The organism is Mitsuaria sp. TWR114, from assembly GCF_007997345.1.
Genome location: NZ_VOSR01000667.1, coordinates 1 through 4,528 on the forward strand (window position 1 = coordinate 1; position 4,528 = coordinate 4,528).

The 4,528-nt window shown below is 69.3% G+C and carries 6 protein-coding genes; 2 read left to right on the plus strand and 4 right to left on the minus strand.

All coding sequences use genetic code 11. The features are described 5' to 3' along the window. From FUT87_RS21925 to FUT87_RS21935, 3 genes are all read right to left on the minus strand, one after another. Positions 1-1,236: NAD(P)(+) transhydrogenase (Re/Si-specific) subunit beta (locus tag FUT87_RS21925; RefSeq protein ID WP_147242388.1), on the minus strand; the 1,236-nt coding region annotated here is incomplete at its 3' end. A gap of 3 nt (positions 1,237-1,239) precedes the next feature. Beyond that, a complete protein-coding gene (locus FUT87_RS21930; protein ID WP_091730467.1) occupies positions 1,240-1,569 on the minus strand; it encodes an NAD(P) transhydrogenase subunit alpha in 330 nt (109 codons plus the stop codon). A 69-nt stretch (positions 1,570-1,638) separates the two neighbouring features. Further along, positions 1,639-2,757, minus strand: coding sequence for a Re/Si-specific NAD(P)(+) transhydrogenase subunit alpha (locus FUT87_RS21935; protein WP_091730463.1), 1,119 nt, complete (start codon positions 2,755-2,757; stop codon positions 1,639-1,641). A 195-nt stretch (positions 2,758-2,952) separates the two neighbouring features. On the opposite strand from FUT87_RS21935, the gene FUT87_RS21940 reads away from it, so the two are divergent. Then, complete coding sequence (locus FUT87_RS21940) at positions 2,953-3,435, plus strand: hypothetical protein (RefSeq protein WP_091730459.1); 483 nt, start codon at positions 2,953-2,955, stop codon at positions 3,433-3,435. 223 nt (positions 3,436-3,658) lie between these two features. Then, positions 3,659-4,153 carry an NUDIX hydrolase gene (locus tag FUT87_RS21945; RefSeq protein WP_091730456.1) on the plus strand — a complete coding sequence of 165 codons (495 nt, stop codon included), beginning with the start codon at positions 3,659-3,661 and terminating at the stop codon, positions 4,151-4,153. 21 nt (positions 4,154-4,174) lie between these two features. Here the strand turns inward: FUT87_RS21945 and FUT87_RS21950 are convergent. Beyond that, positions 4,175-4,528, minus strand: a 354-nt coding sequence (locus FUT87_RS21950) for a GAF domain-containing protein (RefSeq protein WP_147242389.1), incomplete at its 5' end; no start/stop codon positions are given.

A 4,528-nucleotide genomic window follows, 5' to 3' on the forward strand; every position in this document is an offset into this window, starting at 1 on the left:
CTTCTGCAGCGCGGCCGGGTTCACCACATCGTTCGCGCCGAGGATGATGGCCACGTCGGTCTGGCCGAACTCGGCGTTGATGTCCTCCATCTCATGGACCTGGTCGTAGGGCACCTCGGCCTCGGCGAGCAGCACGTTCATGTGGCCGGGCATGCGACCTGCCACCGGATGGATCGCATAGCGGACGGTGACGCCCTTCTCGATCAGCTTCTGCGCGAGCTCCTTGACCGCATGCTGCGCGCGCGCGACCGCCAGGCCGTAGCCGGGGACGATGATCACGCTCTCCGCGTTGCCGAGGATGAAGGCTGCGTCGTCCGCGCTGCCGCTCTTCACATTGCGCTGCTGGGCGGCCCCGGCGGCGGTGGCGCCCTCGGCGCCGAAGCCGCCCAGGATCACGTTGAAGAACGAGCGGTTCATCGCCTTGCACATGATGTAGCTCAGGATCGCGCCCGAGCTGCCCACCAGCGAGCCCGCGATGATCAGCATGCTGTTGTTGAGCGAGAAGCCGATGCCCGCCGCGGCCCAGCCGGAGTAGCTGTTGAGCATGGACACGACGACCGGCATGTCGGCGCCGCCGATGGGGATGATCAGCAGCACGCCCAGCACGAAGCCCAGCGCCGCGACCAGCAGGAAGTCCATCGCGCTCTGCGAGTGCCAGAAGCCGAAGATGAAGAACACCGCTGCCAGGCCCAGGACCAGGTTGAGCCAGTGCTGCCCGGGGAAGGTGACCGGCGCGCCCTGGAACAGGCGGAACTTGTACTTGCCGCTGAGCTTGCCGAAGGCGATGACCGAGCCGGAGAAGGTCACCGCGCCGATGAAGCAGCCCAGGGCCAGCTCGATGCGGTTGCCGCCGGGGATGGGCGCGTAGCGGGGCGCGATGCCGAAGGCATGCGGCTCGACGACCGCGGCCACCGCGATGCACACCGCCGCCAGGCCGATCATGCTGTGCATGAAGGCCACCAGCTCCGGCATCTTGGTCATCTCGACGCGCTGCGCCATGACGGTGCCGATGCCGCCGCCGACCACCAGTCCGCCCAGGACATAGGCCAGCCCCAGCGTCTGTCCGCCGGCCAGCTTCAGGATCAACGCGCCGGTGGTGAGCACGGCGATGGTCATGCCCACCATGCCGAAGACGTTGCCGCGGATGGAGGTGGTCGGATGCGAGAGCCCCTTGAGCGCCTGGATGAAGCAGACGCTCGCGATCAGGTAGAGCAGCGTGACGAGGTTCATCGACATCGGTCAGCCCTTCGCGTTGCCGTGGCCGTCGGCCGGGGTTTTGCGCTCCTTCTTCTTGAACATCTCCAGCATCCGCCTCGTCACGAGGAAGCCGCCGAAGACGTTGACCGCCGCGAGCGCGACGGCGAAGGTGCCCATGAACTTGCCCAGCGAGGTCTCGGTGAGCGCGGCGGCGAGCATCGCGCCGACGATGACGATTGCCGAGATCGCGTTGGTCACGGCCATCAGCGGCGTGTGCAGCGCCGGCGTCACGGTCCAGACGACGTGGTAGCCGACGTAGATCGCCAGCACGAAGATCGTCAGGTTGATGAGGGTGGGAGAAACGGCATCCATCCGGGACTCTCCTTGCGGGCGCGCGGCCCGGTCGTCATGCGGCCTCGCGGCCTCCAGCAGGGTGGCCGCTCAGGCCTGGCGCAGCACCTGGCCCTCGTGCGCGACGAGGCAGGCGGTCACGATGTCGTCGTCGGCCGGCAGCGCGAAGCCGCCTTCCTTCGTCAGCACCAGCTTCAGGAAATCCAGCACGTTGCGCGCGTAGAGCGCGGACGCGTCCGCCGCCACCAGCGACGGCAGGTTGGTCTCGCCCACCAGCGTCACGCCGTGCTTGCGCACCGTCCGGCCCGGCTCGGTGAGCGGGCAGTTGCCGCCCGCCGGCGCCGCGATGTCGACGATGACAGAGCCCGGCTTCATCGCGCGGACCATCTCCTCGGTGACCAGCACCGGCGCCGGCCGTCCGGGGATCAGCGCGGTGGTGACGACGACATCGGCCTGGGCGACGCGCTTGGCGACCTCCACCTGCTGGCGCTGCAGCCAGCTCGGCGGCATCGGGCGGGCGTAGCCGCCGACGCCCTCGGCGGCCTGGCGCTCCTCGTCGGTCTCGTAGGGCACGTCGATGAACTTGGCGCCGAGGGACTCGACCTGCTCCTTCACCGCGGGGCGCACGTCGGAGGCCTCGATGACCGCGCCCAGCCGCTTGGCGGTGGCGATCGCCTGCAGGCCGGCGACACCGACGCCCAGTACGACGACCCGCGCGGCCTTGATCGTGCCGGCGGCGGTCATCAGCATCGGGAACAGGCGCTGGTAATGGAAGGCGGCCAGCATCACCGCCTTGTAGCCGGCCAGGTTGGCCTGACTGGAGAGCACGTCCATGCTCTGCGCGCGGGTGGTGCGGGGCGCGGCCTCGAGCGCGAAGGCGGTGAGCCGCGCCTCGGCCAGGCGCTGCAGGCCGTCGCGGTCGAAGGGATTGAGCATGCCGGCGAGCACCGCGCCGGGCTTGAACAGCGCCATCTCGCCGGGCTCCGGCGCACGGACCTTCAGGACGAGGTCGCAGGCGAAGGCCGCCTCGCGCCCGACCAGTTCCGCGCCGGCGGCGGCGTAGGCCTCGTCGGTCACGCTGGCGTTCAGGCCGGCGCCTTGCTGAACGCGCAGCGTGTGGCCCTGCGCGACCAGCTTCTTGACGGTTTCCGGCGTCGCGGCGACGCGCGCTTCCCCCGCCGCGGTTTCCTGCGGCACACCGATCAGCATCTGGAATCCCTCCATCCTGAATCAGGGTCCGGGCGAGCTTAACCGGGGGACCGCCTCGGGCGGGACGCGCCCGCGACTGGGGTTTTCACCAACCAAACCCATGAGCAATGTGAGGCAAAGCTGTTTCGAATGGTGAACTAGAGTCGTCGAAGGGGGTCAAAGCGACGTTAAATGACGACCGAAAGGAGTCAGACCATGACAAAGAAAATTCTCCTCAGCAGTGCGTTGGCCTTGGTGGCCCTGATGCCGATGGCATCCCGGGCCGCCGATGTGGGGGTCTCGGTGAGCATTGGCGAACCGGGCTTTTATGGACAGATCGACATCGGCAATGTGCGCCCGCAGGTGGTGTACGAGCGGCCGGTGCTGGTGACCCGGGTGCCGGCGCCCGCGCCGGCGGTCTATCTCCGCGTGCCGCCGGGCCATGAGAAGAACTGGGCCAAGCACTGCGCGCGCTACAACGCGTGCGGCCGGCCGGTGTATTTCGTCCGGGACAACTGGTACCGCGAGGTGTACGCCCCGCAATACCGCCGGGAACACACCGAATATCGCTGGCGCGACGATGGCCGCCGCGATTACCGCGATGACGATCGCGGTCCCGGCAAGGGTCACGGCCGCGGACACGGTCACGACAAGGACCGCGACGATGACCGCGGCCACGGACACGGCCGGGGCAACTGAGCCTCTCGCTGAAGAATGAAGAAAACCCCGGCAAGCCGGGGTTTTGCTTTTGGGCGATGTCGGACGGGTGCGCCGACGGGTTCAGGGGACACGCCTTCGCCGGCGTGGTCGCTGTTCGCCGCCGCTGTCACCAGGCCCCCTCACAATGCGGCCCCGTTCCCACATCGAGGTGGCGCTCCCCGGCATCCCCTGCCGCCGGACCAGCCGCCCCCCAGGAAGGACCATGACCGAACGATTCAAGCCCAGCGTCACCGTCGCCGCCGTGATCGAGCAGGACGGCCGCTACCTGCTGGTCGAGGAGCTCACCCGCGACGGCCTGCTGCTCAACAATCCCGCCGGCCATCTGGAGCAGGCCGAGTCCGCGATCGACGCGGTCAAGCGCGAAGTCCTCGAGGAAACCGCCCGGCCGTTCACGCCGGACGCCTTCCTCGGCGTCTACATGTCGCGTTTCCTGCGCCCGGACCGCGGCGACGACGTGACCTACGTGCGCCTGGCCTTCACCGGCCGGGTCGGCGACCAGATCCCCGGCCGCCCTTTCGACGAGCCGATCCAGCGCACCCTCTGGCTGACGCTGGACGAGATCCGCGCCAGCCGTGACCGCCACCGCAGCCCGCTGATCCTGCAATGCATCGAGGACCACGCAGCCGGCCGCCGCCTGCCGCTGGAGGCCGTCGCGGCCCACCCGTCGCTGTACGCGCCGCGCGCCTGGCCGCATTGAGCGGCCGAGGCGCGATCGCGCTCAGAGCGTCATCGCGGCGCTGATCGCCTGGTCGATGTGGCGCGGCTCGCGCCGGCGGGCCTCGAGCTCATTGATCGCGCAGCGCGACAGCGTCACCAGCGACTCGCGCTGGCGCTCGCGCAGGCGCCGCGGCAGGCGGTCCATCACGCACAGGCTGCCGACGACCTCGCCGGTGGACAGCGACAGCGGCACCGACGCATAGAAGCGCACATACGGCGCGCCCTGCACCAGCGGGTGGTCGAGGAAGCGGCTGTCGTGCCAGGTGTCCGGCACCTCCTGCAGTCCGCCGTGATGCATCACGTGCGAGCACAAGCCACGTGCGCGCGGCATCGTCCGCAGCGGCAGGCCGGAGGT